General features: G+C 69.4%; 22 protein-coding genes and 1 pseudogene. 10 read left to right on the top strand and 13 right to left on the bottom strand.

The genetic code is table 11. From position 1 onward, the window contains the following. Positions 1 to 5 precede the first annotated feature (5 nt). The gene (locus tag JIX55_RS01755; RefSeq protein ID WP_257561433.1) at positions 6 to 401 is read right to left on the bottom strand and encodes a hypothetical protein; all 396 of its coding nucleotides are present in this window, start codon (positions 399 to 401) and stop codon (positions 6 to 8) included. Between the two features lie 318 nt (positions 402 to 719). Between JIX55_RS01755 and JIX55_RS01750 the strand changes: the two genes are divergently transcribed. Together JIX55_RS01750 and JIX55_RS01745 are read left to right on the top strand one after the other, a co-directional pair. Further along, the gene (locus JIX55_RS01750) at positions 720 to 1,928 is read left to right on the top strand and encodes a sensor histidine kinase (RefSeq protein WP_257561432.1); all 1,209 of its coding nucleotides are present in this window, start codon (positions 720 to 722) and stop codon (positions 1,926 to 1,928) included. Positions 1,929 to 1,980: 52 nt separating this feature from the next. After that, complete coding sequence (locus tag JIX55_RS01745) at positions 1,981 to 2,664, top strand: response regulator (RefSeq protein WP_257561431.1); 684 nt, start codon at positions 1,981 to 1,983, stop codon at positions 2,662 to 2,664. Positions 2,665 to 2,684: 20 nt separating this feature from the next. On the opposite strand, the gene JIX55_RS01740 is transcribed toward JIX55_RS01745, so the two are convergent. Continuing rightward, positions 2,685 to 2,849 (bottom strand): hypothetical protein, encoded by a 165-nt coding sequence (locus JIX55_RS01740; RefSeq protein ID WP_257561430.1) that lies wholly within the window; start codon positions 2,847 to 2,849, stop codon positions 2,685 to 2,687. Between the two features lie 317 nt (positions 2,850 to 3,166). Here JIX55_RS01740 and JIX55_RS01735 point away from each other — a divergent pair, with 317 nt between their 5' ends. Continuing rightward, complete coding sequence (locus JIX55_RS01735; RefSeq protein WP_257561429.1) at positions 3,167 to 3,544, top strand: hypothetical protein; 378 nt, start codon at positions 3,167 to 3,169, stop codon at positions 3,542 to 3,544. Between the two features lie 274 nt (positions 3,545 to 3,818). After that, positions 3,819 to 4,676 carry a hypothetical protein gene (locus JIX55_RS01730; protein WP_257561428.1) on the top strand — a complete coding sequence of 286 codons (858 nt, stop codon included), beginning with the start codon at positions 3,819 to 3,821 and terminating at the stop codon, positions 4,674 to 4,676. Positions 4,677 to 4,752: 76 nt separating this feature from the next. On the opposite strand, the gene JIX55_RS01725 is transcribed toward JIX55_RS01730, so the two are convergent. Together JIX55_RS01725 and JIX55_RS01720 are read right to left on the bottom strand one after the other, a co-directional pair. After that, complete coding sequence (locus tag JIX55_RS01725) at positions 4,753 to 7,668, bottom strand: helix-turn-helix transcriptional regulator (RefSeq protein WP_257561427.1); 2,916 nt, start codon at positions 7,666 to 7,668, stop codon at positions 4,753 to 4,755. A gap of 703 nt (positions 7,669 to 8,371) precedes the next feature. Then, entirely contained in the window at positions 8,372 to 9,154 is a 783-nt protein-coding gene (locus tag JIX55_RS01720) for a polysaccharide lyase family 7 protein (protein WP_257561426.1), read from the bottom strand. A 218-nt stretch (positions 9,155 to 9,372) separates the two neighbouring features. On the opposite strand from JIX55_RS01720, the gene JIX55_RS01715 reads away from it, so the two are divergent. Then, positions 9,373 to 11,292 carry a serine/threonine-protein kinase gene (locus tag JIX55_RS01715; RefSeq protein ID WP_257561425.1) on the top strand — a complete coding sequence of 640 codons (1,920 nt, stop codon included), beginning with the start codon at positions 9,373 to 9,375 and terminating at the stop codon, positions 11,290 to 11,292. A 22-nt stretch (positions 11,293 to 11,314) separates the two neighbouring features. Here JIX55_RS01715 and JIX55_RS01710 read toward each other — a convergent pair whose 3' ends face one another. The 3 genes from JIX55_RS01710 to JIX55_RS01700 form a co-directional block, all read right to left on the bottom strand. After that, positions 11,315 to 12,103 carry an FHA domain-containing protein gene (locus JIX55_RS01710; RefSeq protein ID WP_257561424.1) on the bottom strand — a complete coding sequence of 263 codons (789 nt, stop codon included), beginning with the start codon at positions 12,101 to 12,103 and terminating at the stop codon, positions 11,315 to 11,317. 446 nt (positions 12,104 to 12,549) lie between these two features. Next, positions 12,550 to 13,011 carry a hypothetical protein gene (locus JIX55_RS01705; RefSeq protein ID WP_257561423.1) on the bottom strand — a complete coding sequence of 154 codons (462 nt, stop codon included), beginning with the start codon at positions 13,009 to 13,011 and terminating at the stop codon, positions 12,550 to 12,552. A gap of 55 nt (positions 13,012 to 13,066) precedes the next feature. Continuing rightward, a complete protein-coding gene (locus tag JIX55_RS01700) occupies positions 13,067 to 14,491 on the bottom strand; it encodes a tetratricopeptide repeat protein (RefSeq protein WP_257561422.1) in 1,425 nt (474 codons plus the stop codon). Positions 14,492 to 14,521: 30 nt separating this feature from the next. Here JIX55_RS01700 and JIX55_RS01695 point away from each other — a divergent pair, with 30 nt between their 5' ends. Continuing rightward, the gene (locus tag JIX55_RS01695) at positions 14,522 to 15,187 is read left to right on the top strand and encodes an AAA family ATPase (protein ID WP_257561421.1); all 666 of its coding nucleotides are present in this window, start codon (positions 14,522 to 14,524) and stop codon (positions 15,185 to 15,187) included. 145 nt (positions 15,188 to 15,332) lie between these two features. Beyond that, positions 15,333 to 16,109 (top strand): carbonic anhydrase, encoded by a 777-nt coding sequence (locus tag JIX55_RS01690; RefSeq protein ID WP_257561420.1) that lies wholly within the window; start codon positions 15,333 to 15,335, stop codon positions 16,107 to 16,109. 704 nt (positions 16,110 to 16,813) lie between these two features. Here JIX55_RS01690 and JIX55_RS01685 read toward each other — a convergent pair. Both JIX55_RS01685 and JIX55_RS01680 read right to left on the bottom strand, forming a co-directional pair. Continuing rightward, the gene (locus tag JIX55_RS01685; protein WP_257569182.1) at positions 16,814 to 17,158 is read right to left on the bottom strand and encodes an SDR family oxidoreductase; all 345 of its coding nucleotides are present in this window, start codon (positions 17,156 to 17,158) and stop codon (positions 16,814 to 16,816) included. A gap of 192 nt (positions 17,159 to 17,350) precedes the next feature. Beyond that, complete coding sequence (locus JIX55_RS01680) at positions 17,351 to 18,196, bottom strand: helix-turn-helix transcriptional regulator (RefSeq protein ID WP_257561419.1); 846 nt, start codon at positions 18,194 to 18,196, stop codon at positions 17,351 to 17,353. Between the two features lie 138 nt (positions 18,197 to 18,334). Here JIX55_RS01680 and JIX55_RS01675 point away from each other — a divergent pair, with 138 nt between their 5' ends. Continuing rightward, on the top strand, positions 18,335 to 19,114 hold the full coding sequence (locus JIX55_RS01675; RefSeq protein ID WP_257561417.1) for an NAD(P)H-dependent oxidoreductase: 780 nt from the start codon (positions 18,335 to 18,337) through the stop codon (positions 19,112 to 19,114). Between the two features lie 46 nt (positions 19,115 to 19,160). Here JIX55_RS01675 and JIX55_RS01670 read toward each other — a convergent pair. After that, a pseudogene (locus JIX55_RS01670) lies at positions 19,161 to 19,574 on the bottom strand (IS481 family transposase); the annotation flags it as partial. A 416-nt stretch (positions 19,575 to 19,990) separates the two neighbouring features. Here JIX55_RS01670 and JIX55_RS01665 point away from each other — a divergent pair. Continuing rightward, positions 19,991 to 20,566 carry a hypothetical protein gene (locus tag JIX55_RS01665; RefSeq protein WP_257561416.1) on the top strand — a complete coding sequence of 192 codons (576 nt, stop codon included), beginning with the start codon at positions 19,991 to 19,993 and terminating at the stop codon, positions 20,564 to 20,566. Here JIX55_RS01665 and JIX55_RS01660 read toward each other — a convergent pair. Both JIX55_RS01660 and JIX55_RS01655 read right to left on the bottom strand, forming a co-directional pair. Then, the gene (locus JIX55_RS01660) at positions 20,540 to 21,109 is read right to left on the bottom strand and encodes a hypothetical protein (protein WP_257561415.1); all 570 of its coding nucleotides are present in this window, start codon (positions 21,107 to 21,109) and stop codon (positions 20,540 to 20,542) included. The two genes, JIX55_RS01665 and JIX55_RS01660, sit on opposite strands and share 27 nt — an antisense overlap. Before the next feature lie 163 nt (positions 21,110 to 21,272). Further along, a complete protein-coding gene (locus JIX55_RS01655; RefSeq protein ID WP_257561414.1) occupies positions 21,273 to 21,707 on the bottom strand; it encodes an Rrf2 family transcriptional regulator in 435 nt (144 codons plus the stop codon). A gap of 128 nt (positions 21,708 to 21,835) precedes the next feature. Here JIX55_RS01655 and JIX55_RS01650 point away from each other — a divergent pair, with 128 nt between their 5' ends. Further along, positions 21,836 to 22,585: an SDR family NAD(P)-dependent oxidoreductase gene (locus JIX55_RS01650; protein WP_257561413.1), complete on the top strand. Its 750-nt coding sequence runs from the start codon at positions 21,836 to 21,838 to the stop codon at positions 22,583 to 22,585. 472 nt (positions 22,586 to 23,057) lie between these two features. Here JIX55_RS01650 and JIX55_RS01645 read toward each other — a convergent pair whose 3' ends face one another. Further along, the gene (locus tag JIX55_RS01645; RefSeq protein ID WP_257561412.1) at positions 23,058 to 24,653 is read right to left on the bottom strand and encodes an alpha/beta hydrolase; all 1,596 of its coding nucleotides are present in this window, start codon (positions 24,651 to 24,653) and stop codon (positions 23,058 to 23,060) included. Positions 24,654 to 24,821 lie beyond the last annotated feature (168 nt).

Below are 24,821 nucleotides of genomic sequence, written 5' to 3'. Positions count from 1 at the left end.
CCTCATCACCAGGGGTCGGTGCAGAACCAAGCCGTGGAAACCTGCGGCAGGGTGAAACAGACCCGTGACTGGGACGTTCCGCCATTCCAGTGCCAGCCGGTACGGACCCAATCGGCGTTGGTGGAGTAGTCGTTCGAGACAGTCGCCCAACCACTGCCGCTGTTGCGCTCCAAGTGCATCTTGCAGGCGCCGCCGCTGCTGGAGACCGCGCCGCGGACCACCCAGTACTGTTTGGTGGCGTTCCACTGGGCGTCCATGGCGGCGTGGCAGTTGCCGATGGTCCTTTGCTTGACCATGCTCCGGTAGTTGGTGTAAGTGTCCGCGGACGCGGTGCCGACGCTGGCGCAGAACGCGCCGACCGTCGCCGCCGCGATCAACCCGGTTTTGAAGCCTTTGCGCATAAGCGGGTGTTCCCTCCGTGAAGTAGCTGCCGTTGGGATCTCGTCGTCGTTGCAGCAGTCGAGGTTCGGTGAATGGAGGAGCTGGGCGAGGCGGACGGCCGCCGCCTGTACGGCAGCTGGCGCTCGGCCTTTTGCTGGCAGAGCCAGTCCGAGGCGTTGTTGCCCGGGTGTATGAAAGTTAGCTGCAGGGACCCTTCCTTCTCGCCCACCCAGCGGTGGAACTGCGCCTGCAACCAGGGTGGTTGGCGGTGTACAACCTGGGGTGTAGCTGTGGTGGAAAGCGGAGTGGAGCGGTCCCTTGGGGCCTACGCTCGGACGATGTTCGCGCAGCGCACGTGGAGCCCGGCGGTTCGCAGGACCTTCTCGCAAGGGGCGGACATCGTCTACGCGGTGGTGTCGGTCTGGATCTCGAGCACCGTGCTGCGCAACTGGCCCGACCCGCACGGCTACTGGCGGCAAACCGATGTATGGACCTACGTGCTGGTCGCCCTGGTCTATCTTCCGCTGGCCGTGCGCCGCCGGGCTCCCCTGACCGTGCTCGTCGGCACGGCGGCCTGCGTGCTGTGTTACTTCACCCTGGCCTACTACCACGTGGTCGTTGTCAGCGGACTGGGCCTGGCGCTCTACACCGTCGCGGCGCAGTGCCCGCGCAGGGTCGCTGCGAAGTGCGCCGCCGCATCGCTGCTCGTGCTGTTGTGGGGTGCGCGGCTCGCCGAGCCCGGGAACGGCCCGTTCAGTGTGGCCTTCGTGACCGTGATGGTCGCCGTCACCTGGGTGACCGGCGACCGGTCCCGTCGGCTCGCGGAGCGCGGCGAGCGGCTCGCGGTGCTCAGCGAGCAACTGCGCCTGGAGCAGGAGGAGAAGGCCCGTCGGGCCGTCATGGCCGAGCGGATGAAGATAGCCCGTGAACTGCACGACGTGGTCGCCCACCACGTGTCCGTGATCTCCGTCCAGACGGGCCTGGCCGGCTACGTCTTCATCTCCGATCCGAAGACGGCGCGCACGGCGCTGGAGACCATCGCGGGCAGCGCCCACGAGGCCATGGCGGAGATGCGCCGCATGCTGGTCGTGCTCAGGGAAGGGACCGAGCGTGCCCAAGAGGAGGAAGGCGCGGGCGACCACAATGCGGCCCCCGGACTCGGGCGGCTGGACCAACTGGCCCGGCGCGTCGAAGCCGCGGGTGTCCCCGTCGACGTCCGGATCACGGGCGCCCCGTTCGCGCTGCCGCCGGGCGCCGACCTGTGTGTCTACCGAGTGATCCAGGAAGCTCTCACCAACGTCATGAAGCACGCGCCGGCGGCGAACGCGAGCGTCACGGTGCATTACGACGAGGCCGCGGTCCGTGTCCGCGTAACCGACGACGGACAGGAACCAGTTCTCGTCGGCACCACCGCGGGGTCCGCCGGCCACGGTTTGATCGGCATGCGTGAGCGGGCCGGTATCTACGGTGGGACGGTGACCGCCGGTCCCGGCCCGCAGGGCGGGTTCGAAGTCGAGCTGACCGTTCCGGTGGCCCGCGACAGGTGAGGAAGCGTCTCGGCTCCCGGCCGGGCAGCCGCGAGGAAGGCGTAAACCACGCATGCCCACAGTGCTCGTCGTGGACGACCAGTTCCTCATCCGCTCGGGACTCGTCGCACTCCTGCGGGCCGCACCGGGAATCGAGGTCATCGGCGAGGCGCAGGACGGCGAGGAGGCGATCGAGCTGGCGGCGGCGACCAGACCCGACGTCATCCTGATGGACATTCGGATGCCGGGCATCAGCGGGATCACCGCCACCGAGCGCATCCTTGCCCAGGCCGCGCCCCCGCTTCCCAAGATCCTCGTCCTGACCACCTTCGACCTCGACGAGTACGTCTACGGCGCGCTGAAGGTCGGCGCCTGCGGCTTCCTGCTCAAGGACACCCCGCCGGACCGGCTGCTCGCCGCCATCGACACCGTGCACGCCGGCGACATGCTGTTCAGCGCCTCAGTGATCAAGGGGCTCATCGAGACCTACACCCTCCGCCCGGCCGACCCCGAGCCGCACTTCGGGCTGGACACGCTGACTCCCAGGGAGTTAGAAGTCCTCGGGCTGGTCGGGGCGGGCATGTCCAACTCCGACATCGCCCAGCGACTCGTGCTCAGCACGGCGACCATCAAGACACACGTCCACCGCTGTATGAGCAAGCTCACGCTGAACAGCCGGGCACAAGCGGTGGTCTTCGCGTACGAGACCGGACTGATCTCCCGCAGCCCCGCAGCCCGGGGCGCGGACAACACCTGAGGTATTGGACCTGCATGTCGTCAAAGGGCGAGTACGAGGAACGCGGCCATCACCAGTCCCGCGTCGTACGCGTCATCGATCGGCAGCAGCGGCAGACCGACAAGTGCGCCGGCGACACCGCGGAGGGAAATCCGGATTCGCTGGCCGAGCCCCGTGCTCTCGGGTGCCTGAAGGGATGCGTCCACCTTGTACTCGCCACCGGTTACGGGGTGCTCGATACTGCGGCGCGTACGCCCGCGCTGGCGGTTGATCCGGCCCGTTGGAGTGGAGGCGTCCGTCGAGGCGTCGGCTTCGAGGCGGCCGATGCGGGTGGCCTATCCGCCGGCGGTTTCCACTCCACGGGCAGCGGTGTGTTTCCGCGCGCCGAAGCGACGGCGGGGGAGGCCGCGACGGACAGGCGGCGATGGCAGATACGTACCCGGAATACGTACTCCTACGGATGTACCCCTGACACCTGTGCCGTTTCCTTGCGTTCATGACGACACCGGGCGTGAAAGCGCAGATGCCGAAGAATGTCAGGCTGGCGGTGGTGGGGGTATGGGTCCAGGCCGTGCTGAACCTGGCGGCCGGCGCCCTGTTGCTGGTCGTGGTGAATGACGCGGTGGACCACGGTCAGGACGAGGGGTCCGGGCTGCTCCGGTTCGTGGCGGTGTTGTCGCTGCTGATCGCGGGGGCGCTCCTATTGTGCGGCGCTTTCGCGGGCAAGCGGTCGAACGGGATACGTGTCATGGTCATCGTCATCGAGGCGCTGAGCCTGCTGAGTGGTGTGCTGGGCCTGCTTCAGGGGGGCGGCGTCTCGGTTCTCCCGGGCATCGCCTTCGCCCTCGCCGTCCTGCGGGGCTTCAGTTCCGTGGAAGCCAGGACCTGGTTCGACCAGTGAGGTACGTATCGAAGCGCATACCCGGGCCGAAACATTCCGTCGTGCATGCAAGCCCACCGCCGATCCGGCCGATGAACCCACACCGGGCTCCCAGCCGACGGACCTCTGCCTGACGCCCGACCACAGCTTCGACATCAACGACGCCCTCCGCTCTCCCACGCCCTGATCCTCTTCCGCGGGGTCCGGGCGTGCACCGACCTCTTCACCACATCAACAGGCCCTGCCACAAGGACAGTCCGGCAGGGCCACCCGACCTCATCATGGGGGGAATCACATGCGTATACACACCGCGGCCACCATCCTTTCCGGCGCCCTCGTACTCTCGACGCTCGTTCTTCCGGGTGCCGCCCAGGCAGCGGAGCACTCCGGGGCGGCGACGGATCTCAGAGCCTTCGCCTCGGAGAGCGTCCAGCCGCAGGACGCGCTCGGCGGCACCACCTTCAAGAACGGGGTCGTCAACAAGGGCAAGGACATCGTTCTCGGCGTAACGGGCAAGAAGGCCGTTCCCGTCACGTTCACCGCCTTCGACGAGGAAGGCGTAGCCATCACCCAGGCCTTCCTGTGGCAGGGCACCGACAGTTCGAGCACGGACACCATCACCGGCGCCCTGGAGTCGGACGCCTACCCCACCTGCACGGAGACTCCGGTCCAGGGCGGTTACAGCTACAGCTGCAAGACGGTCTTCACCATCGACCCCGCGGTCGCCTTCAAGGACGGCAACGGCACCGCGGGGACCTGGAAACTCTTCCTTGGCGCCTATGACCTCTACGCGAACGCCAGTTACGACGACGACGTCGCCAGGACCAAGATCAAGCGTGCCGCCATGCTGACCGCCAACGCCTCTCCGGAGCCGGTGAGGAAGGGGAAGACCGTCACGGTCACCGGCAAGCTGAGTCGCGCCAACTGGACCACGGGGAAGAACGCGGGATACGCGACCCAGCCGGTGCAGTTGCAGTTCCGCAAGAGGGGCAGCAGCACCTACACCACCCTGAAGACGGTCAAGACCAGCAGCACCGGCACCTTGAGCACCACCACCAGGGCCGGCTCCGACGGCTACTACCGCTTCGTCTTCGCCGGCACCACCACGACCGGCTCCGCGACGGCGCCCGGCGACTTCGTCGACGTCAGGTAGACAGCTTCCCGGCCGAGACCGCGGTGGCCGGTTCGCAGAGGCTCACTGATCACCACCGAAGGCACCTGGGCCACGCTCAGTCCTGCTCCGCGAGGGTGTCCCCGAAACGGCTCCCGGTGCGACGGCGGGCCATCAGCGTGGCCAGGGCGGTACGCGAGGAGACCCCGGTCTTGCGGAAGATGCGGGAGACATGGGTCTCGACGGTACGCCGGCTGACGTAGAGCCGGTCCGCGATGGCCTGGCTGGTGAGCCCCTGCGCCACCAGTTCGGCTATCTCCAGCTCCCGGGCGGTCAGGGTGGCCAGCCGTTCGGTGAGTTCGGTGCGGTCCGGGGAACCGTACGGAGCCTCGGCGCCGCCACCGGGCGGACGGGTGGCGTCGGCGAGGCCGACCAGCATTCCGCTGCCGCCCGCCTCGGCGAGCCGGCGCCCCCTGAGCCAGGCGTGCGTGGCGCCCCGGCCGCGGCCCGCCGCCGCTTCCAGCGGGGCGCCGAGCAGCAGGGAGTGGGCCTCCCAGAAGACCGCGCCGCAGCGGGCGCTCTCCACCGCGGCCTCCGCGAACAGGTCCGCCGCCGCTGCCATGTCCCCCTGCGCCAGCGGCAGATGGGCGGTGCTGCGCAGCGCGGAGGCCCGCTGCATCGGCAGCCCCAGTTGTTCCGCCTCCTTACGGGCCCGCTCGGCCCAGCCACGGGCCTCCTCGGACATACCCGCCACTCGTGCGGACGTGACCAGGATCTCCAGGTAGAGCGGCCGCATCGAGGGCTGGATCCGCTGCAGCTCGGGGCCGCCCGCCTGGAGTATCGCGTCCCGGGCCCGGACCGGATCGCCGGCCATGAGCGCGGCCCAGCCGAAGATGCACCAGGCCGTGGAGGCCCACCAGTCGACCCCGTTACCTGCCGCGGCCACCGCCTCCTCGGCGACGGCGAGGGGGCGCGGATCGCCCGGCGGGCAGACGGCGACGAGAGCCGCGGCCTTGCTCGCCAATACGAACGCGAGCAACTGGTCGCTGCCGATCCCGCGGGCGATGTCCTCGGCCTGGTCGGCGAGTCCCAGCGCCGAGGAGACCCGGCAGGTCTGGACCCGGACATGGGACAGGCACAGCAGCAGATGGGGCACCACATAGAGCTGACCGCTTCGGCGGGCGATGTCGAGTCCGCGCTCGGCGTGCCGCTCCGCGTCCGGATAGTGCTCCAGGAACGCCTCCGCCCAGCCGAGCCGGGCCAGTGGTTCGCACAGCGCGGTGAGGTCGTTGTCGGGCAAGGAGTCGACCAGGGCGGAGGCCTGCCGGGCGAGCCGTTGCGCCGCGGTCATGTTGCCCTCGTACGCCTCTCCCAGGGCGGCGACGGCGAGGACGCCCGCCTCCCCGACCTCGTCCCCCGTGGACCTGGCCGCCGCGAGGGCCGCCTCGACCTCGGTGCGCACCTGGGCGTACGAGGTGTCGCCGCCCTGGGGCGCGGCCGAGCCGAGCTCCAGGCCCAGCCGGACGACGTGGGCCGGTGCGGGGCCCCGGGCCAGCTCGCGGCGCAACAGCGCGACGGCCTCGGTGGAGCGCCCCAGATGACGCTCCACCAGCGCGCACAGGACGACCGCGCGCACTCTGAGGCCCTGGTCCCCGCCGGTGGTCGGGCCACCGGGTGACCGCTGCGGGGTGGCGATCAGCTCCTGGAGCAGGTCGCGGCTCTCGCGTAGGCCACCGCACGCGGCCAGTGCGCGGGCCCGCCTCAAGACCAACTCACGCCGTCGGGCGGTATGTTCGGGCGTGTCCGGAAGGTGGCGGAGTGCCACATCGAGCCAGTGGGCGCAGCTCGCCGGGGCCGTTCGGGCGGTTCGTGCGGCGGCCTCGTCGAGCACGGCCACCGCTGCCGGGTCCCAGGCGGTCAGCGACTGTTCCACATGGTGGGCTCGTTCGGCGGCCGAGGCGCCGACGCGGGCCAGTTCCTGCGCGGCGAGTCGGTGAATCTCGACGCGCCTCAAGAAGGGCGTGCTTTCGTGGACGAGGGTTCGCACGACCGGATGCCGCAGGGTCAACAGGCCTTGCGAGGCGGAGCGCAGCAGGTCGCGGCGGGTGAGAGCGTGGACGTCGTCGGTGAACGCGGTGCCGGAGCGGCCGGTCACCCGGCTCACCATCGCCGGGGTGGCGTGCTCGCCCAGTACCGCCACGGCCTCGACGATGCCGCGCCGGGAAGGGGCAAGCACGGTGAGTTCGTCCAGCAGTAGGGTGCCGAGCCCGGGCGGCGCCGAGAACTCGGGCGTCGTACCCTCGCGGTGGGCTTGAAGGAGGGTCAGGAAGTAGAACGGGTTGCCCTCGCTCGCGGCGTACAGCGCGGCGGTCTCGGCGGACGGCAGGCCGGGGCCGGCCAATTCGGCGCAGTCCCGTGCGCTCAGCGGTCTCAGGCCGAGTCTGACGACCGTGCCGGTGTCGAGTCCACGGGTGAGCCTGGCGGCGAGGGACTCGGGACTCTGGCGGTCACGGCGTGTCACGGCCAGGACCACGGGGGCGTGCACGGGATGGCGTACGAGATGGTCCAACAGCTCCAGTGACGCCGGGTCCGCCCAATGCAGGTCGTCGAGGGCCAGCAGCAGCCCGGACGGGGCGGCGAGCCGGGCGAGCAGGACGGCCGTGGACCGGTGCAGTCCGAAACGGTCCACCGCGCCGCTCCGCTGAAGGAGGGGCGCCACCGCTTCGGTCTCCTGGAAGCCGTCCAGGGTGTGCGGGTCGAGGTGGGCGAGCGCGTCGGTGAACACCTGGAACGGCACCCGCCGCTCGTACTCCGTGGCTCTGCCGCGCAGTACCGTCATTCCGCGTCGGCGCGCCCGTGCGCTGACCTCGCCGAGCAGCCGACTCTTGCCGATGCCGGCCTCACCGGTGATGTCGACGAGGCGGGAACGACCGCTGTCACGGAACTCCTCACCCCTCGCCGTGCCGCGCGCGTCGCCTGCCGCACGGTCGAGCAACGCATCGAACCGGGCCAGTTCGACGGAGCGGCCCAGCAACGGAGCCCCGTTCCCGCCGTCCCCAACTACCCGGTCCGCTCCCACAGTTGCCCCCTTGCCTTTACATTCCCCCCACATGTCATTCTCTCCTGCTGATCGTCGTAACCGCCGCGTCGGCGAACCGGAACGGACGGATCTCACAGGGCGAGCCGCCGGTCCCGTCGGAGACTGGTGGCTCCGCAGGGCTGATTCAAAGTCCCGGTGATCACGTGACGTTGCTGGCCGGAGCAGACCGATCAGGTCCAGCGGGTGGGTGAAGGCGCGTCCCACAGCGGGCGGGCGAGCCCGGGGATAGGAACAGATCGGCAGGCGAAGACATGCCGCCACGGCATGCCTGTTCTGACCTGCTAAAACGTCATGGATGAGCGTTGATCGACAAGGGTCGCCGAGATCCTCAAAAGGACTCATAGTCCGTCGGCCGTGGGTTCGAGTCCCACCCGCCCCACCTGTGCAGGTCTCTGACCTGAGGAAACGTTCGTTTCTGGCTTTCGGAGCGCCAACTTTGCCTGAACGGACTGAATTCGCTGCTCGCGAGTTTGGAGTCCGGCGGCACTTGGGGGAACTCCAACCCCTCTGCGCGGGTCAGCGGTGTCCCCTCCACGCCCGGAGTGTCCCCCGTCATCTGCCGCACCCCTCGCATGCCCTCGGTCACCGTCACCGTGACACGCACGTCCAGGGACCCCTCCCGGAAGCCGTGCGCCGATCAGGAATGGGTGACCTCGAGGTGGGAGATGCGGACCTCGCCGTAGTTGTCGTCGGTGCACGGCTCGGAGTTGTCGCAGTTGGCCTGCGTATAGGCCCCTGCCTTGAAGTAGTTGGTGTCGCCGTCGTGCGAGATCGTCGTCTCGAGACGGCCGTTGTAGTACACGTCGATGTCACCGTCCTCGGCCACGAACCTGGCCTCGAACTCGGTGCCCAGCTCGTAGTCGTCGGTGACGAGGTGATGGTGGCGGTCGTCGCCGTCGGTGATGTAGAGGCTGCTGCCTTCGAGCCGGAAGACGGTGACGTCGTCGTCCCCGCCGTGCACCTGTGCGCCGACCAGGTACGGCCGCTCCTCGGGCAGCGCCGTGAACGCCTCCCTGACCACGAGCGTGTGGGTGCCGTCCGTGGTGGACCATTCGGCTTCGTCCTCGCCGCCGTCGGTCATCTCGCGCAGTTCGGCGCGCGGGTAGTTGGAACCTCCGGTCGTCACACCGTTGACGGCGGCCCGGAATCCGACCGCGTCGCAGCCGGACTCGGCCCGGAACCAGGGCATGGCCGAGAACGTCGCCAGCTCGGGCTGGGTCATCTCGGTGGGGTCCTCGTCCTCGCCGGTGGGCAGGGTGAGCTTCCAGTTCGTCAGGTCGAGGACCTCGGAGGGGTACGTGCAGTCGGCGACCGCCGGCTTGAGCGGGGCCGGGACGTCGGCGTGCGCGGACAGTGTGAGCGTGGCGGTGGAGACGGCGGCGGTGACGCACGTCAACAGGACGGTCCGGGTGCGGGGCATGGAGGGGTGCCTCCCTGTCGGGGTGCTCGGTGGATGCCGACGCATACCGTAGGCGCCGTTGACGGGAGGGGTCCCGGAACCGCTGGCTGCTACGCATGCGTGCGACTGATGAAGGGTCTGGGTAGACGCTGCGTACGGTCCGCAGTACGCAGTAGATTTGATCGGTACGCACGGCTCGGGCCTTGTGTGTTCCGGACTCGACCGATGGGGGAAGATCAGTGCGTTCCGGGGACGAGTTCGCCGACCGCTATGTCCTCAAGGAAGTCATCGGCGCGGGGCGGGGCGGCGACGTGTGGCTGGCCCACGACAAGGTCGTGGGCCAGGACGTCGCACTCAAACCGGAGCGGACGGACGGCGCGGGCGAGACCGCGGTGCGGCAGCTGCTGGGCGAACCGCGCGCCATGGCCAAGTTCCGCGATCATCCCCACGTCGTGACCCTGTTCGACGTCGTGACCGTGCCGCCGGGCGGGGACGGGGACGAGGCGGACACGTACTGGTTCGTCATGGAGTACGTGCCCGGCGGCGGGCTGGACCGGCAGCCGACGGTCTCTCCCGCGCGGGCGGCCCGTATCGGTGCCCAACTCGCCGACGCGCTCGCCGCCCTGCACGAGGAGGGCATCGTCCACTGCGACGTCAAGCCTGCCAATATCGGGCTCACTCGGCGCGGTGACGCGAAGCTGCTGGATTTCGGGGCCGCCTACAGGGTCGGCGGCAGCGAGACCATCACGATCAACGGCCCGTACAGTTACACCCCGGACTACGCCGCCCCCGAACTGGCCCGGGGCAACGTCCCCCGGCCGGCCTCGGACGTGTTCTGCCTGGCCGCCACCCTCCACGCCCTGGTCACCGGTGTGCCGCCGCGTGGCAGCGAGCCCGAGGAGAACGACGACCGCCAAGAGGCCCCGGACTCCTGGGAGAACACCGAGCGCCTGAGGCACCAGCGGGCCGAGCAGGGCTTCGTCGCGATGGACCCCGACGCCGTGGGAACGCTGTACCCCGTGCTCACCGCCATGCTCCGACGCGACCCTCGGCAACGCCCCGACGCCTCCGAGGTCAAGCGGTTACTGGAGGAGCTCGCCAGAGCCGAGCCGAAACCCCCTCGGGAGGCGTCCGCCACCATCGCCGGGCGTCGGCGTCGGCGCCGGTCACTGATCGCGTCCGCGCTCGGCGCGGGCGCCGTACTGGCTTTGGGACTCGTCGTCATACCCGACGACGGCGCCGGCGGGGAAGCCATCCCCGGGTCCGGTCGGAGCGGGTCGGAGCAAACGCAGGCCCTGATCGGTGATCCGCATACGGCCGACGTGTGCGCCCTGGCCGACCCCGCCGCTCTCGACCAGTTCGGCGGCAGGGACGGGGACGTCCGCGTGGATGTGGACTACGGGAACTTCGACCGCTGCGACGTGCTCGTGGGCATCGACGACAAGACCCGGATCGACGTGTCGATCCGCCTCGTTCGGGGCTTGCCGCCCGAGGGGTCCAAGCCCTCCCGCACCGTCGGGCGGATCGGCATCCGCGAGGACGAGGCGGAGAGCGACGAGTGCCAAAAGCTGCTGACCGCCGACGTCGGCACCACGGACGCACTGGTCGAGGTCCGCGCCAACATGGGCAAGGGCTCGGTGACCGGCGGCAACGCGACACTGTGCACGGTCGCCGACACGGCCGCCACAAGTGCGGCCCAGGTCCTGGACCGTGATCCGGTCCCGCGCCGTTCACCGGCCTACCCGCAGCGGTCGCTGGCCTGGGCGAACGCCTGCGAGCTCCTCGACGCCAAGGCGCTGTCCGTCGTACCCGGCCTCAAGGTCGACGTGCCGGACGTCGGCGTCGCGAACTGGAGCTGCAGGTGGTCGAGCGACGTCGACGAGCTGGATGCGGAGGTGAGCTTCTTCCGCGACCAGCCCAAGTCCGCCCAGGGCGGCACGGCCCTCACGCTCAGCGGATACCGCACCGTCGTCGAACCGAACGACGACGGCGACACCTGCACGGCCTTCGTCGAGGACCACAGGTACAGCGGCCAGGGCGCCGAGACGGCCGCCGAGATGGTGCGCCTGGACGTCGGCGGCGGGCGACCCACGGACGAACTCTGCGGGATGGCCGAGGACCTCGCGGCCTCGGCCGCCGCCGAACTCCGCGCGCGATGACACGGGAGGCGTCGCCGCCTGCTCACGGCGCGGAGTCCGGCCAGGCGGTGTCGTCCTCCATCCGGTCCAGGTCCGGCGGTACGAGGGTCGTGGACTCCACCAACCCCTTGATCAGGTTGTGCAGCAGGCGGTTGTCGCCGGGGCGGCCCTCGGACTTGTCGTGCAGCAGCGGATACCGGAAGCCGGCGCGGTCCAGACGGCGGCGTACGGCCTCGATCCGGTGCTCGATCCTGCGCTCGTTCCAGCCCGCGTCCGGGCGGAGGTAGGCGAGCTGCTTGGCCGCGGTGGCGTACGTCAGGGGGCGCGCGTCCTCCTCGTACAGCAGATACCGCTGGCCCAGGACGACCAGCAGCAGCCGTTCGTCGTCGTCGAGCGCCCAGATCTTCGGTGACACGGTCTCGGCGGTCCGTCGCGACACCGGCCCGGGGTCGTCGTGGCCCGCCACGTACAGCTCGACCAGGTGCTCACGGTAGCCGGAGCCCTTCACGAACAGCGGGGTGTAACCGGTGTCGAGGGGGATCGCCTCCGTACTCAAGTGCATCATCCGGCCGCGCGGCAGCCGCACGAGCTGCCGCCCGGTGTTGCGCAGCCACCACAGCCCATGGCGGTACGACAGCTCGCCGTGCTGTCGGCTCACCCCCAAGTCGTCCACGCCGACCCCCAGGTCGACATCCGGCTCCTCACCGCGCCCGAAGCGGAGGGTCAGGCCCGGCCGGGGCGGGGCACTGAGCTCACCGGTGACCGTGCGGGCGTGCAGGGTGCCGGGTGTGGCGGGCGCGACACCGCGCGCGAGGCTGGTGGTGAGGGTCATCGCCGGTCTCCTCGGTTCGTGGGGCTGCTCGGTGTGGGGCCACTGGCACGCGTACGGCGTTCTGACCAGTGTCCGCACCCGCTGCGGGACCCCTCCCCAACACTGGCCCGCACAAAGCAGCGTGCCCGACTGAGCGGTTCAACGACGCCCGCGGGCATAGGAGTTGAGAGGTTGAGCGATGAGGCGTTTCCCTCCGCCCGTCCCGGTCATGGGGGAGGAGCTGATGTGAGGTTCCCCTGACGCTGCAATCCGGGTTCCGCTTACGAACGCGCCGCACTCAGGGCTTTCGCTGAGCGCTCAGCGAAAGCCCACGGCTGTTCCGCTCCGGTGGCGCCTTGACGATGCTTCCCCCGGCGCGGCCGCGGCTCTGTCCGCGCGGGGAGTGAACCAGGAACTTCTGGTGTCCAGTCCTAGGGAAGTTTCAGCCTCCTTCTCCTCCTGCGGAGCTACTTCGTACTGAACTTCAGTACGGCGCCATCCTTGTGGACCGTGGTGGCGCCTACGGTGGTCTCCTTGCCGCCCGCTGTGGAGAACGCGGCTTCCCCGCCGTCGCCGAAGCTCACATAGCCCAGGAATCCCGAGGAATCGAAGCGCATGAGGGTGACTGTGGAGTACTTCACGGTCACGTGCAGATACCCGTTGCCGATCACGACGTCCATCGGCTCGGTGACGAGGATTTCGCAGTTCCCGTCCTTGCAGGCTCCGGTGTCCTTGCCGTCCTTGGCCTTGGGCAGCGGGCCGGTCGGGGACGGGCTCGGGGACGCCGGCTCAGCGGGCTCAGCCGGCTTGGAGACGCCGGGTGACGGCTTGGCCTCGAATGTGTCCGTGTCCTTGTCCGACGAACAACCGCCGACGACCAGTACGCCCACGACCACCACCGCCGCGACGCGCTTCACTCGTGTCGGCATGTCCATCTCCTCACCCAGGACGCCCATCCGTCGAAGCCACGGTCCGCCCCGCCGCTCACCGGACGACCAGCGGCTTGAACGCGGACCGCACATCGGACTTGGATTCCGTCACGTACTCGCTTGTCGAGTTCGCGGAGGTGTAGATGGACCACGGGCAGCTCGTGCCGCTGATCTGGATCGTGCGCTTGGCGACGAGCTTGCCCGTGCGCAACTCGTACACCTTCACCGGGACCGCGATCTTGTGGAAGGTCACGTAGGCGGAGGCGCCGGAGGACCCGCTCTTGTAGTACGAGCAGGTCTCGACGGAGCTTCCGTAGGTCTGCTCGCCCATGCAGACCACCAAGGCGGCATCAGCGGCGTCGCCCGCCTTCCAGGAGCCGGGGAGCTGCTTGGAGAAGTCGGTGTTGTACTCGTCGTAGGCGTAGAACAGCGCGCGGTTGGTGCCCTTGCCCATGGGCTTGGCTCCGCTGTACTTCGCCGGGCTGGAGCAGTACTCGGGCTGTGAGCCGGACCCGCCCGCGAGCAGGTCTTGGACGTTGGCCAGCTCGATGCTCAGCGTGGCCTTCCTGGAGCCCTCGCGGGCCTGGTCCGCGAGGCCGTCGTCGGGGTATCGGTCGAGCAGCTGGTTGTAATGCGTGCGGGCCTCCTCCCAGCTGTCCTCGGCCATGAGGTCGTCGCCGCATCCGACGAGTGCGGCGGGCTCGGTCCGTTCGACCGTGTCGGAGGTCCGGTCCAGAACGTCGTCGCTGTGCTTGCGATCGCGGAGCCAGTCGGTGACGGTGACGGTGTCGCAGGGATCCCTGGCGGGCAGGCCGCGGAGGAATCCGTTCAGGGTCGTCTCGACCGTCTTGTCGTTGCCGGGCTCCGCGAGCACCGAGGCCAGGGTGCCGAAGCCGTCTTCCAGGGCGTCGGTGTCCCCGGTCAGCGCGGTGGTGAGCTCGGTCCGGGCTGTCTGCAGCCGCTCGCAGGCCTGTACGGCTTCGTCGCCGCGGGCGGCGAGTGGCGCGTCGGCGATGCGGTGCCCGAACCGCGCCTTGTCCTGGGCGCTCAATACCCGTGCGCAGTCGCCGCGTTCGCGGGCGTCGGTGACGCTCTGCCCGATCCGGGAGGCGTCGTACCGCAGCAGCCCCACGGTCAGCAGCACCGGCAGCGTGACACCGACCGCGACCAGACGCTGACGGCGCACCGCCACCCGGTCGGCGCCTCTGCCGGCCAGGTACCACCCGTGGATGATGACGGCCGCCCACCACACGAGCACGGCGATCTCGTACGACGCCTCGTCGGTCGAGACCAGCCGGGAGACCAGCACGACGATGACGGCCACGGCGGCGACTGCGAGTCTCCACCGCCGCATCAGCAGATAGCCGACGCCGAGCAGAGAGGCGTTGCCGAGGGCGACGGCCAGCGGGTCGTATGCCCTGCCCTCGGCCGGTGTGGGCTTCGGCACCACCGGCCCGGCGGCGTACGTCGGGTTGCTCATACTGATCTCCCCGGTCGCAGAACGGTCTGGGTGTCCGCATGGTGCGACCCTGCGCCTGGGAGGGGTCCCGGAGCTTCGGGCGGACGATTCCGTGCATGGCCGGAGAACGAGGCCCTGGAGTTCTACGGCGCCGAGAAGAGCCCCGACGGCCTGGGCGGCCTGGACGTGCTCAAGGAATGGCTTCGGCTGCGCGAGCGCGCCTTCGGCGACGCCGCCCGCGAGTTCCGCCTGCCCGCCCCCAAGGGCATCGCGCTCATCGGTGTCCCCGGCACCGGCAGGAGCCTCACCGCGAAGATGATCGGCGGGCTGTGGCGGCTGCCGCTGCCGCGCCTGGACGTCGGCGCGCTGTTCGGCTCGTTGGTCGGTGAGCCGGAGGAGCGCGTACGGCGGGCGCTGAGGCCGGCGGAGACCGTCTCCCTGTGTGCGCTGTTGTGGATCGACGAGGTGGAGAAGGCACTGGGGGCCGGTGGCCGCGACGGAGGCACCTCGCAGCGCGTGTTCGGTACCGTGCTGACCTGGATGCGGGAGAAGACCGCGCCGGTGTTCGTGGTGGCCACCGCCAACGACGTCAGCGCGCTGACCCCGGGGACGCTGCGCCGCGGCCGGTTCGACGAGGTGTTCTTTCTCGACCTGCCCAAAACGGCTTTTCATGGTCACACCGTGTTTTTGGATGGGCGCTTCCCCTGCGCTTCATGAACGTTGGACGGGCCCTAACCGGTCTCCCGGCAGTGTGGCATCACCAACTCCACCTGGGAGAAGGGAGCTGAGAGCCGGTTCCGGCGCACTGCACGCTCCTCGAGTTCCCAGGCGGATATCGCTCAGGACCGTAAGGGGCAGACTCATGGGTAACGCTGTGCGGCCACAGCGCAGGGCCATTCTCACAGGAGGACTCGCGGCGGCCACCGCGGCCGTTCTCACCGGCTGTTCGTCCAAGGCGGGAGGCTCCGACACGGCGAAGGCGGCGAGCATCGGCGCGGCGTCGCCCACCCCCTCCGCGAACGCCGCCCGCCGACCCGACTCCGCCCGGACGGCATACGCGAGGCTGATGGAGGGCAACAGGCGTTGGGTGAGCGGGAAGTTGCAACACCCCGACCAGGACCCCGCCCGGCGCGCGGCTGTCGCCCCCGAACAGAAGCCGTACGGCGTGATCGTCTCCTGCATCGACTCCCGTGTACCGCCGGAGCTGGTCTTCGACACCGGCATAGGCGACCTGTTCGTGATACGCACCGGGGGACAGGTCGTGGAGCCGGTGGTCGTCGGCTCCGTCGAGTACGGGCCCCTGACCGCCGGGTCCCCGCTCATAGTCGTGCTCGGGCATCAGAACTGCGGGGCCATCAAGGCGGCGTACAAGGCGCTCAAGGGGGGCGAGAACCTGCCGGGCAACCTGCAGTCGATCGTCGAGGCCCTGCGCCCGGCCTACAAGGAGGTCGCCAAGGTCAAGCACGCCGACCCGGTCGACGCGATGATCCGTGCCCACGCCAACCGGACCGCCGCCGATCTGCGGTCCAACGCCGCCCTCGCCCCCTTGGTGAAGAAGGGCGAGTTGACCGTGGTCAGCACCTACTACTCGCTCGACACCGGCCGCGTGGAGACCCTCACCGGAGCCCCTTCCGCCTGACGTGGAGCACCGTCCTGACCGCGCCCGACTGCCCCGTCATGCGACGACTAGGGGCGGCCGGGCCAGGGCACCTCGGCCGCCCCAGCCGCTTCAGTGCTACGAGTGCCTGTTCGTTTGCGGCGCTGCGACAGGTCGAGTCGAGCCTGGTCTGGCAGGAGACGGAGGGCATGAGGGTGAGGTCGCTGCCAGCCGGGCTGCTTTGCCCGGCGAGGGCGCCACGTCCCACTTCCAGCATGGGCGGACGCCGGCGGATTCGCTGACGCAGCGCCGCGAGCATGGCACCTCCGTCCAGCGCTCGGCGAGATTCCGTGCGCAGCTGGTGTGTTCGCTCTGAAGACGGGCGTGAATGCCCGGATTCACGGCTCACGTGATGCAACCGGCGTGGGGACTGGCAAGGAAGAGCACCGCACGGGCGATGCCCTCGGGCTGGGCGACCCGGTTCAGGGCGACTCGGTTCAGGGCGACCCGGTCGAGGTACCGCTCGGAGATATCGGGTAGTTCAGACGCTCCTGGATGAGCCGGGACACGGTGAAGGCAAGCGCGATGGCGTTGACCCGTACTCCGTCGGCCCCCGAGCCCGAGGGCGAGGCTCTGCACCAGCGCGTCGACTGCCGCCTGGGTCGCGTTGTCGGCGAACTGGTTCCAGCCGCCCCGCAGTTTGCGATGGAGGAGATCGCCACGAAGTTGCCTCGGGTGGCGCGCAGTCATGGAACGGTAGGGCGGGCGAGACGTATCACCCCGTCGAGGTTCACCGAGCGCAGGCGCTCCCAGGTGTCGTTGAGGGTGTCGACGCCGCTGGGTTCGCTCGTGCCGGCGTCGTCGACGATGACGTCCAGGCGGTCGAAGAGTCGGACGACCCCCACCGCGCCGTCGAGCGCGTCCGCGTCCGTCACGTCGGCTTCGATCACCTGCACATGCTTGGTGTCGAAGCCCGCCACGGTCTCGTGCAGTGGCTCCGCACGGCGGCCGAGGACCGCCACGCACGCTCCCTGTTCGAGGAACGCGCGCGCGGTCGCCCGGCCGATGCCGGTGCCGGATCCCAGGACCAGGATGACCTGGCCTTGGTAGGGAAAGGTGGTTCAGGCGATTACGACTGCAGCGACTCTTGGAGGGCCGCGGCGGCGGCCCTGAGACGGGAGCTGGGGTGTCGGCCAGAAGCGTGTCACCAGCCGCAACGTAGGCCGGGGATCGGAAAGCCGTCACTGTTGAGGCGTTCCCGGCGGTGGGTGGGCGTCGTTGGGTTACTCGTGGACCTGAGCGTTCACTGGGGGATGCGCGTCACCGCTGTCCGCGCCCAGGCCCGCGAGCAGGCGCAGCCCGTCCTCGGCGGGGCTGCCGGGGGCCGCGGACAGCACCACCAGCTCCATCCCTGATTCGTCCGGTAGTGCGAAGTTCTCTTGGTGCAGTTCCAGCAGTCCGACCAGCGGGTGCCGGTATGCCTTGCGTCCATGTGTGCGGGCGCGCACGTCCGCGCGGGCCCAGAGGCGGCGGAAGCGCTCGCTGCCCATCGCCAACTCGCCGATGAGCGAGGCCAGGCGGGGGTCCTCCGGGTATTTGCCGGCGCCCAGGCGCAGGTGCCCGACCACGTCGAGGGTGCATTTCTCCCAGTCCGCGTAAAGGCCGCGCTCAGCCTCCTCAAGGAAGATGTGCCGGGCGGTGTTCAGGCCCGGCATCTGCCGCCCGTAGAGGAGCCCGGCGAGGCGGTTCCCGGCGAGCACGTCCAGGCGGTGGTCCATGATCAGCGCGGGCGCGTCGGCGACCAGGTCCAGGACGCGCAGCAGCTCCGGCCGGACCCGCCCGCCCGGCGCCTTCGCGCGGCGGCGCTGCCGGGCGAGCCGGTCAAGGTGCCCGCGTTCGGTCTCGTCGAGGCCGAGGACGCGGGCGAGCGCGTCGAGGACCTGCTCGGAGGGCTGGGTCGCGCGGCCCTGCTCCAGGCGTACGTAGTAGTCGACGCTGACTCCGGACAGGTGCGCGACCTCTTCACGGCGCAGCCCTTCGACCCGGCGGCGTCTGTCGGTGGGTATGCCGACGGCCGCCGGGTCGACCCGGGAACGCCGGGTCCGCAGGAAGCCCGCAAGATCGTCCATGCCTCCAGTATGGCCTCGGTGGTGCCCGTGAAGGTGGCCCTGCCAATACCAGGAAGTCCCGTCCGAAGGAAGAGGCGCCCCTGAATGCCGGGCGCCGCGACGCCCAGAATCGAAGGCATCCGATCCGAAGGAGTTCCCATGAAGACGCTGATCGTCTACGCCCACCCGGAGCCGAAGTCGCTCAACAGCTCGCTGAAGGACCTCGCGGTGTCCACATTGGAGACCGCCGGGCACGAGGTACGGGTGAGCGATCTGTACGCGATGAACTGGAAGGCGGTCGTGGACGCTGCGGACTATGGCCCCAACGCCTCAAGTCCGCTGAAGGTCGCCCTGGACTCGGGCCGGGCCTTCGACGCCGGGACGCTCACCCCGGACGTCCTCGCCGAGCAGGAGAAGCTGCTGTGGGCGGACACGATCATCTTCCAGTTCCCGCTGTGGTGGTACACGATGCCCGCGATCCTCAAAGGCTGGGTGGACCGGGTGTTCACCTACCACTTCGCGTACGGCGTCGGCGAGCACAGCGACACCAAGTACGGCGAGCGCTTCGGCGAAGGCACCCTCGCGGGCAGGAAGGCTCTGCTGTCGGTGACCGCCGGTGGCCCGGAGTCGCATTACGCCCCTCGCGGGATCAATGGCCCCATCGACGATCTGTTGTTCCCGATCCACCACGGCATCCTCTACTACCCGGGCATCGAGGTGCTGCCGCCGTTCGTGCTGTACGGCACCGACCGGATGACCGGCGAGGACTACCCGGACGTCGCCAAGGCATGGGTGCAGCGCCTGCTCACTCTGGAGTCGACCGAGCCGGTCGCGTTCCGGCGGCAGAACTTCGGTGACTACGAGATCCCCTCGCTGCACCTGAAGGAGGGACTGGAGCCCGCGGGCCGCACGGGTTTCGGGCTGCATGTGCGAGGCTGATCGCCGGCCCGACACCCCGAGCTGGGCGTGGGCAATGCCCAAACGGCTCGTCCAGGGCGGTGTGCAAATACAGGTAACCGCGCCCGGTGCGGGTCTGGTTCTGGCGGCCGGCCGCTCGGCCGAGGACTTTGTGGCCGCCGCCGTCGGGGATGCGGCCGAGCTTCTTGACGCCGATGTGGAGCAGTTCGCCGGGTCGGGCGCGTTCGTAGCGGCGGACGGGTTCTGCGGTGGCCCGGTCCTGCGTGGCCAGGGGCGGCAGGTCGTGCCGCTTGAGGATGCGGTGGGCCGTGGAGGCGGCGATCCGGGCTCGGGCAGCAAGCCGCAGCGGTCCGATGCGATGCTCGTGCCGCATGCGCACCACAACCGCACAACACGGCGACCGGTTTTCTCGGACCAGGTGGCCGAGTCCTGGCCGTGATCGTGTGTGCTTACGACGAAGCTGTCCAGGTCCTCGATGTCGACCGCAAGTTCCCACTGCGGAACGGATGCACTGGGTCCACGTGCGGCGATGAAATCGGCGCAGTCCAGAGGGGTCCCCGTCGTCTTGTCGTAGAAGTGCCGGGCTTTCTCACAAGCCCTGTTCGAGGGGATTGACATGGCGGCGCTGAGCGATCTGCGCAGTGATCTGGAATCCCACGCCTGGCGGCCCGATGAGTACACGCACGACCTGGCGACAGCGATGCGCGCGGAAGGCGGAGCCAGCGCCCACGCCGTACGCGTCGGGCTGCGCGCGGCCCGACGCCGAGGTCTCCCACGGCGGCTCGCACGGGTTGAAACGATCAGTAGGGGCTGGCTCTCAAGGCCGTGAAGGTTGGGCGTGCATAGACTCGTGGCGTCGATGTAGTCGACGTACGCCGGTACGGCGCCAGTAGGCGGATGGGAGACACTCTGGTGTGCAAAGTGGATCATGAGGCCGCGGCGGTGACTGCGACAGCGGCCCTGACCGCGGCCTACCCGTACCTGAGGCAAGAGACTTCTCCGCATCCGGCACTGGAAGGGTGCGAGGACGTGGAGTGGATGTCCATTCCTGGCTGCCCGGTTGATGTCCCGGTCGTCCTGCGCGGGCTGCTCGATCCTGACGCGGCTGAGATGGCCGAACGAGCACTGGACTGGCTTGTGATGTCAGGGCCGATGTCCATTAGCGCCACGATGCCGGCGGTCGTCCCATACCTACTGAGACTGACTGCCGATCCAACGATCCCACGCCGGAACGAGTTGTTCGGGCTCGTGCTTGTAGCCGCCGCCCTTTGCGCACCGACCGATCCCGACAACGCGTGGGACCTGACAGTCAGCGGCCCCGAGAGCGACCACCCTGAACGGGCCCTCTGCCGAGCGGCATTCGCTGCCGACGCGGCATGGGTGCGGCGTCTGCTGGCCGACGATGAACTGCTGGCCAGCCTTCACCTGGGTGAGGGCGAGCGGGCATCACTGGCCCAGGCGGCCGGACTGTAACGTGCAAAGCCCCGGGCAGTCCGACAGCCACTGCTGCAGGCTCCGCCCCCCGACGGTTGGCCTGCTGCAGCTGTCGGCTCGCGAGCCACGGGGCACGCCCCTGTGCGGGGACACTTCGACCGCATCCTGCACGAAAAGTTGAGCCAGAAACCGAGTTTCAACAGCGATGGGATCCTGCTTGGCCCGCACGCTGACGTCGATTCCCAGCGCGTCGCCGACCTGCCGGGCCTTGACCGGACCGGCGGTCTGCCGCACGGCGGCGAGGATGCGCTGGTAGTCCGGCGGAAGGGTGGTCTCCTCCACGCCTGAGGTGCGGTGCGGGATCAGCATCGCCGCACGTCCGCCCACCTGCCCGGGCGCCGGCGCGACAGAGGCGCGCTCGTCGGCGAGCTGTTCGCTCATCCGCTCAAGGACCCGCTCCGCGACGGTGAGCTCGTCCAGCTCGGCCCGCACCTCCGCCAGATGCTTGGCCGGCTTTTCTTCGAGTTCGTCCAGCTCCGCGCGCCGCGCGGTGATCCGTTCCAGCAGCTCGGGGTCCAGCATGCACCGGATCCCGGAAGGCCGCCCGGTCACGGTGAGTGCGAACCGACAAGCTGGTCCTGGAGCGAGAGATGGCGCAACCGTCTTTGGCGTGACTGGTTGCCAGGCTGTTCACTGGCTTGGGCATCGATGGGGATCTTGGTGATGTCAGGGCGTGACAGGGAGGCTAGCGAGGTGCCGCGAGTACGTCCCGGAGTACGTTCTCGAGCGTGACGCGGGCCAGCTCGTGTCTCAGGGTCTCCTCGATGCCCTCGTAGATGCCCTGCATCGCCGGCTGGATGCCGTGACCCACCACGCATCCCTGGTCCGGGGTGGTGCGGTGCATCGCGAACAGCGGGCCGGGTTCCACTGCCTCGTACACGTCGAGCAGGGTCATCGACTCCAGCTCGCGCGCCAGCGACCAGCCCGCGCCCACGCCCCGCCGGGACTCCACGAGCCCGGCCCTGCGCAGCTCGCCGAGCAGCCGTCTGATCACCACGGGGTTGGTGTTCGCGCTGGTCGCGATCTGCTCGGAGGTGGCGACCTCATGGCCCTGGCGCTGGTAGAGACCGATCCAGGCCAGCGCGTGGGCGGCGATGGTCAGCCTGCTGTTGGCACTCATGAACCCCTCCTCTCGGCCGCAACGCTTTATGTTACGACAGCTCAGTCGTAACAGCGAAGGTTGCAACAGCCTGTCGTAACAATTAACGTTGCGACTGCTAGGACGGGTCAATCAACGAGGTGAGAAGAATGAGCAAGCCACTCATGGGCAAGGTCGCCCTGGTCACCGGGGGGTCGCGCGGACTGGGAGCCGCGACCGTACGGCTGCTGGCCGAGCAGGGCGCCGACGTCGCCTTCACCTACGTCAGCTCCGAGAAGCAGGCGCAGGCCGTCGTCGACGAGGTGCACGGCAAGGGAGCCAAGGCCGTCGCCTTCCAGTCCGACCAGGCGGACACGAGCCGGGCGCCGGCGCTGATCGACGACGTGGTCGCGCGCTTCGGCGGCCTGGACATCCTCGTCAACAACGCGGCGATCTCCGTGGCTGCCACGGTGGACGACCCGGACGCCGACACCGCCGCACTGGACCGGATGCACGCCACCAACTACCTCGGCGTGATCGCCGTCATCCGGGCCGCCTCCCGAGTGCTGCGCACGGGCGGCCGCATCATCACGGTGAGTTCCGGACTGGGCTCCCGGGTCGGCGCCCCCGGCCTTGCCGACTACTCGGCGACCAAGTCAGGGATCGAGAGGTACACCATGGGCGTCGCACGCGACCTCGGGCCCCGGAACATCACGGCCAACGTCGTGGAGGCCGGACTGATGGAGGGCGGCATGCAACCGCCGGACCCCGAGACCCTCAAGGCCCTGGTCAGCTCGCTGTCCCTGCAACGCATGGGTCACCCCGACGAAATCGCCGCGGCGATCGCCTTCCTCGCGAGCCCCGCCGCGTCGTACGTCACGGGCGCGGTGCTGGACGCCCACGGCGGCTACAACGCCTGAACCGGAACTGCCGCCATCGCTGCTGTTGGGTCCTGGAAGGCGGCGCGCAACTCCCACGAGGCCGCAGAGATCCTGTCCCGGTCGAGCAGCAGCGCTTGCACGCCGATCTCACCCCGGACTTCCGCTGCGCGATCGTGGCCAACGAGACCCGCTCCACCGCGATGCTGCGGGTCCCCTTCGAAGGCCCCCGGGGCTGCTGTCCCACGGCGCTGTCGAGATCACCGTGTCCATCCGCAATGAGAAAGGACCTGGCCCAGTCGACCAGCGATCCCGCGTAGAGGGAATCGGCTCGGAGGACGTCAACACGCAGAGCATCGTCCAGCAGGGATGACCAATCGCCCGACCGCCTGATGGTCGGCGTGGCCGACGGTTGGACGAGCGGCGTCCGACGCGTGCGAGGGGGCACCGCCCTGGTGGCCAGGGCCGTGCCCCCTCGGTCAGGTCTGCGTCGGATCAGGACGCGTCGCGGGGCTCACCGGTGCGTGCCTGCGCCCAGGAGGTCGGGCAGCGGGTTGACGAGGTCTCCGGTCGGCGACTGCCGCTGGGCGGAGGGCCCGGTCGGCCAGACCGCGGGGCAGTGGGTGCCCTTGCGGGGGGTCTTCAGGGTGAGGAGGTACGTGTCGATGGCGTCACGCGCGCACGGGCTCAGCCAGTAGTCGCCGTGGCCGGCACCGTCGTACGTGAGGAACACGGCCTCGTGGCCGATCTGACGGGCCGCGTTGGAGCCCCAGGAGTGCGGGGTTGCCACGTCGAAGCGGCTGTTGGTCATCAGGATCGGGGGGGTCCCGTCGACCCGGAGCCGGTGCGGCGGGTTGGTCACCTCGGTCGGCCAGTCCTGGCAGCCGGTCAGGTCGGTCCAGGCGAGGGAGCTGAGCCGGGTGACGGGCGCAAGCCGGGCGAGCTTGCGCTCGTAACGGGCGAGGGTGGCGTACGAGGGGACGTCGAAGTCGTAGTCCTGGCACATCACCGGGAGATACCCGAACGGGGTCGGCTCGCCGCGCTGCCGGAGGGTCCGTCCTGCGGCGGGGTCGGCGGCGTCCATGTCGGCGAGGAACTGGGCGAAGTCGAACCAGGTGGCCGGGTCGTACATGTAGCCGAAGGCGACGCCCTGGAGATCCTGGGTGGTGACGGTGTAGGGCGGGTCGCCCGGCAGGACCAGCTCACCGGCCTCGGCGCGCTGGTAGAGGGAATCGAACAGGGTGCGGGCGTCCCGGTCGTGGAGCGCGCAGGACGGCGTACGGGCGCACCAGTCGGCGAACTGGCCGTACGACTCCTCCATCGCGACGGTCTCGGTCCTCTGGTAGTTCCACGGGTCCAGGCTGTGGTCCATGTTGGAGTCGAGCGTCATCGCACGGACGCGGTGCGGATAGCGCTCGGCGTACTGCTGGCCGATCCCGGTGCCGTAGGAGACGCCGTAGTAGCTGATCCGCTGCTCGCCGAGGCCGACGCGTATCGCCTCCATGTCGCGGATGACGCTGGCGGTGTCCATGTGGTCGACGAGCGGTCCGGTGAGGTCGCGGCAGTTCTCGCCGAGCGCGTGGTTCGCCTCGCGGAGGGCGGTGAACGAGGAGTAGCTGTCCGGGTAGAGCAGCGCACCCTGGGCGTTCACCAGGTCCTCGTCGCACTTCACCGGGTTGCTGAGGCCGACGCCGCGCGGGTCGAAGCCCACGATGTCGAAACGCTCCAGTAGTTCGGGCGAGAAGGCCTCGGGGGCGCTGAACGCGAAGCCGACGCCGGAGCCGCCCGGACCGCCGGGGTTGATCAGCAGCGAGCCGATGCGGCGCTCGGGGTCGGTGGCCCGATGGCGGGCGAGGGCCAGGTCGATGGTGGCGCCGCGCGGCCGCTTCCAGTCCACGGGCACCTTGATGGTGGCGCACTCGAAAGTGCCCTCGCCGGAGGGAGACTCACACGGCTCCCAGGCCATGCGCGCGGGCGGCGGGGTCTTGGCCGAGGGGGCGGCGACGGCGGTCCCGGCGAGCAACTGTCCGAACAGCGCGGTGACCAGGGCTCCGACGGCCAGTGCCCGGCGCCCTCTCGAACGCGGGGGCAGTGGGGGGTTGAACGGCACGGATGTTCCTCCATGGGACAGGAGTTCACAGATGGATCACAGCATGGTCTGTAAGTTGCCTGCGCGACAAGGAATATGAGGTTCAGTCAGATGACTGACGCCGGCCTGTGCCCCGACCCTTGCTGGATCCTCGCCGCACCGTGCCATGAGATCCGTGCCCGTAAGAGG

The sequence above is a fragment of the Streptomyces sp. DSM 40750 genome, assembly GCF_024612035.1.
Taxonomy (GTDB): Bacteria; Actinomycetota; Actinomycetes; order Streptomycetales; family Streptomycetaceae; genus Streptomyces.
This window is presented reverse-complemented; position numbering and strand designations above follow the sequence as displayed.

Excerpts from the sequence above, each read along its gene's own strand:
- JIX55_RS01755 (WP_257561433.1), bottom strand. The coding sequence starts at position 401 with ATGCGCAAAGGCTTCAAAACCGGGTTGATCGCGGCGGCGACGGTCGGC.
- JIX55_RS01750 (WP_257561432.1), top strand. The coding sequence starts at position 720 with ATGTTCGCGCAGCGCACGTGGAGCCCGGCGGTTCGCAGGACCTTCTCG.
- JIX55_RS01745 (WP_257561431.1), top strand. The coding sequence starts at position 1,981 with ATGCCCACAGTGCTCGTCGTGGACGACCAGTTCCTCATCCGCTCGGGA.
- JIX55_RS01735 (WP_257561429.1), top strand. The coding sequence starts at position 3,167 with ATGCCGAAGAATGTCAGGCTGGCGGTGGTGGGGGTATGGGTCCAGGCC.
- JIX55_RS01730 (WP_257561428.1), top strand. The coding sequence starts at position 3,819 with ATGCGTATACACACCGCGGCCACCATCCTTTCCGGCGCCCTCGTACTC.
- JIX55_RS01720 (WP_257561426.1), bottom strand. The coding sequence starts at position 9,154 with ATGCCCCGCACCCGGACCGTCCTGTTGACGTGCGTCACCGCCGCCGTC.
- JIX55_RS01710 (WP_257561424.1), bottom strand. The coding sequence starts at position 12,103 with ATGACCCTCACCACCAGCCTCGCGCGCGGTGTCGCGCCCGCCACACCC.
- JIX55_RS01705 (WP_257561423.1), bottom strand. The coding sequence starts at position 13,011 with ATGCCGACACGAGTGAAGCGCGTCGCGGCGGTGGTGGTCGTGGGCGTA.
- JIX55_RS01700 (WP_257561422.1), bottom strand. The coding sequence starts at position 14,491 with ATGAGCAACCCGACGTACGCCGCCGGGCCGGTGGTGCCGAAGCCCACA.
- JIX55_RS01690 (WP_257561420.1), top strand. The coding sequence starts at position 15,333 with ATGGGTAACGCTGTGCGGCCACAGCGCAGGGCCATTCTCACAGGAGGA.
- JIX55_RS01680 (WP_257561419.1), bottom strand. The coding sequence starts at position 18,196 with ATGGACGATCTTGCGGGCTTCCTGCGGACCCGGCGTTCCCGGGTCGAC.
- JIX55_RS01675 (WP_257561417.1), top strand. The coding sequence starts at position 18,335 with ATGAAGACGCTGATCGTCTACGCCCACCCGGAGCCGAAGTCGCTCAAC.
- JIX55_RS01665 (WP_257561416.1), top strand. The coding sequence starts at position 19,991 with ATGGGAGACACTCTGGTGTGCAAAGTGGATCATGAGGCCGCGGCGGTG.
- JIX55_RS01660 (WP_257561415.1), bottom strand. The coding sequence starts at position 21,109 with ATGCTGGACCCCGAGCTGCTGGAACGGATCACCGCGCGGCGCGCGGAG.
- JIX55_RS01655 (WP_257561414.1), bottom strand. The coding sequence starts at position 21,707 with ATGAGTGCCAACAGCAGGCTGACCATCGCCGCCCACGCGCTGGCCTGG.
- JIX55_RS01650 (WP_257561413.1), top strand. The coding sequence starts at position 21,836 with ATGAGCAAGCCACTCATGGGCAAGGTCGCCCTGGTCACCGGGGGGTCG.